The 3262-nt window shown below is 28.1% G+C and carries 3 protein-coding genes; 1 reads left to right on the forward strand and 2 read right to left on the reverse strand.

Features of this window, described 5'->3' with window-relative positions; all coding sequences use genetic code 11:
• Window positions 1-32: 32 nt before the first annotated feature.
• Window positions 33-1004, reverse strand: a complete 972-nt coding sequence (locus tag KA867_RS04700; RefSeq protein ID WP_002508634.1) for a replication initiator protein A — start codon at window positions 1002-1004, stop codon at window positions 33-35.
• 418 nt (window positions 1005-1422) lie between these two features.
• Here KA867_RS04700 and KA867_RS04705 point away from each other — a divergent pair, with 418 nt between their 5' ends.
• Window positions 1423-2157 (forward strand): DUF536 domain-containing protein, encoded by a 735-nt coding sequence (locus tag KA867_RS04705; protein WP_046466204.1) that lies wholly within the window; start codon window positions 1423-1425, stop codon window positions 2155-2157.
• A 476-nt stretch (window positions 2158-2633) separates the two neighbouring features.
• Here KA867_RS04705 and KA867_RS04710 read toward each other — a convergent pair whose 3' ends face one another.
• Entirely contained in the window at window positions 2634-3149 is a 516-nt protein-coding gene (locus KA867_RS04710) for a DUF536 domain-containing protein (protein ID WP_021340017.1), read from the reverse strand.
• Between the last annotated feature and the right edge of the window lie 113 nt (window positions 3150-3262).

Below are 3262 nucleotides of genomic sequence, written 5' to 3' on the forward strand. Positions count from 1 at the left end.
GAGGTTTCTTTGATTGCTATAGATTATTTGAATTACTGATTAAAGATATTATGTTGTTTCATGTTTTGACGTCGCATATAAAGTGCATGTGTTTCTTCGAATTCAGCTTTAATGGATTGCATTAAATACCCTTGCATCGCTTCAACCGTTTCATTCTTTTGTAGCAGCATCGCTTTAAAACGTTTCAACACACTTACAATTTCAAACTCAACATCTTCTAAACGGTAATACGTATCATGTGCATTATTAAATGATTTTTTACCTTTGAGTAATACACTTTTAATAATCCGAATTTCTCTAATTTCAAATTTACTTAAATAGTCTTGAAGTTGTTGAGGCAATTCTTCGAGGACTTGAAACTTAAGCGCATCATTATTAAATTCGGTTTGTTGATGATTTGTATGATTCGAATGATTATTGTTTATTGAATTGTTGTATGTATCATTCATATCATGCGTATCATTATTCTCAGTCTCTATATAATCAGTATTACTTAAGTCAGTATCATTAGAGTCTAAGTTTTGGGATTCTGGGCTCCCATTGTTTGGGATTCTGGGCTCCCATTGTTTGGGATTCTGGACTCCCATTATTTGGGATTCCTTGCTATCACTTGATTCGTCATTGTTTGAAGTGCTATTTTGTATTTCTTTTTCAATATTTATATTTGTTTCAATTTCATGAAGGTATAGTTTGTTTGGTCGATTAAATCCAGTTTTAACTTGTTCTAATAAACCCACTTCTTGTAATTCTTTTTTAATTTTGGTTATTGTATTTTTACTTTTATCTAACACTTCTTGAAGATTTTCATTTGTGAAAATAAAATATATATCTCCATTTTGATCTATCCAATTATTTTTAATAGATAAACTTACTCTATCATTAAGAATTGCATAGGTAACTTTTGCACTATCACTTAACTTTTTATATTTTTCATTGATAAATAATACTTTATGTAGCATATAGAAATTTTGACTGGCCTGATTTTTTATGTTTTTTCTAGACATAATAAAAACCCCTTTCCTATTCAAATTTTGGATAGAGGTAATAAAACATTACAAGAACACATAAATTTTTTGCTTGCACTTTGATGATATAGTTGTATATAATACAGATATCAAAATATTTATAAACGTGCTGCAACGTTTTATTACCAAACCCCGACTATTACCAGTAGTTGGGGTTTTTGTTGTATTAAGGTTATTATAGCACTTTGAATAAGCTTATAAAAGGGAAAATGTAGGTTTGTCAAGGGTTGATAAAGGGTTTATAAACCCTTGACAACAACCATCAACCCTTTATAAACACTTGATAAAAGGGTTGATGGTTGTATATTTTTGATTTACCAATTACTTTATTATGAAGCATAACAAGCTTGTAATATGTTATAAAGGGTTTATAAACATTTTATAAAGGGTTGATGATATGAAAAGCGTGAAAATATTGAGTGAAGAATTAGGGGTTAGTAAGCAAACAATTTTCAATAACATTAAACGATTGAATATAGAGACAATAAAACAGGAAAACACTTCGTTTATTAAAGAAGATACCGATATAGAAAAAATTATTCAAAGAGTAAATGAAAATAAAAAGAAATATGGTTTTGAAAGTACTACTGAAGACAAACAAAAAAAAGAGTCAGATAATATTAATGTTGAATCCAAAAGTGATACTCAAATAGTAGAAATCCTTAAAAATCAGATTGATACTTTGAATGATCAAATTGAAAAACAAGAAAATCGTCATGAAACAACAATTGAATTCTACAGAAAAGAGTTGCAGGAAAGATCAAAATTACTTGAGAATCAGCAAGTATTGGCATTAGAGAGTAATAAGAAGATTCAAAAATTGGAGAATCAATTAGAGGAAGAAAGACAGCTTAATTATTCCTTTGATACATCTGTTAATGATAGACAAAACGTTAATGCGCAAGAAGCAACATTTACCGAAGAATCTAAAGATATTAATCAAGAAGAAGAAGATGAACAGCCAACAGAAGTACAACATAAAGATGTAGCTGAAGAGAAAAAAGATGACAGTACAAACGAAAAAGTATTAGCAAAAGATGATAAACCATCTGAAGAAATAGAGAGTGAGAATGAGGATAGGGGAGAACAGCCCCCTAAAAAAGGGTTTTGGAGTCGTTTATTTGGTAACTAATTGTAATTAAAAAGGCACGACAAGTTTATGAACTTGTCGTGCTTTTTTATGTGAATCGAACTTCTGATAATCATCGATTATGTTAACTAAACACAAAGCCCGAAATACTGATTTGACAGTATTTCGGGCTTTTTTGATTTATGATCATTTATACAGACTTTATACATTGTCGGTTTAACACGTTTTCATGTGTTTTCATACATCTTACTTTTGTATTTTTATTCAGTGAATCATTAGCGAAATTTAAGCGTTATATTATATTTTTAAGCTACTTCTTATACTTGTAATAGAAAACGATAATGAAAATTTTACTACTTAATAGGTTTTACTTATATAAAATCTGGGTAAAATTTACTAGACCTATTAATGAGTAAGCCAAGTATTGATATGTTGTTAGACATACTCTTTTTTTATACTTCAATAGAAAGTACCTATTACGAGTTTCTTGTGATAGGTACTTTTTTGTTTATTTCTTACTATTTACCAAATAAATATCTCCAAAGACTCTTTTTGTGAGTTTGTGTATTCTGAATATCTTTATATTCATGATGTGAACTATCTTGCCTTTCATTCTCTTCAAATTCATAATAATCACTTGTTTTTTCGCTATATTCTAATTGGTTTAACGCAATTTTTAGTTCGTATTTTAATTCTTCACGTTCTTTTTTATCACTTATAGTTAATTGTTGTTGTTGATCTATGAGTCTTGTTAAATTGTTAATTTGTTCATCTTTCATTGAAAGTTGTTTAACAAGTAAATCATTTTCTTTTTGTAAAATTTCCAACAGATCTATATTATCTTTTCCTGAAGAAGAAGTGTATTTATTTTCAATATTTTTATGTTGCTTTAATTTATTGATTACTATCTCATCTAAATATCTTGTTTTGTTTTTCCAAATTATATTATGACTTTCATTTATTTCTTCTATCCAAGAAGTTAAAGTTTGTTTAGTAATTTGGAGTTCTTCAGATGCTTCTTTAAAACTTTTCATTTTATCACCTGCTTACTGCTAATTTACCACAATTTACTGGTATTTACCGATAAATTTAATTATCGTTTTTATCGATTTTATCTGCATTTTTTTAAATACTCATAAATATAACC

The sequence above is a fragment of the Staphylococcus sp. GDH8C109P genome (genome assembly GCF_017893405.1).
GTDB lineage: Bacteria > Bacillota > Bacilli > Staphylococcales > Staphylococcaceae > Staphylococcus > Staphylococcus cohnii.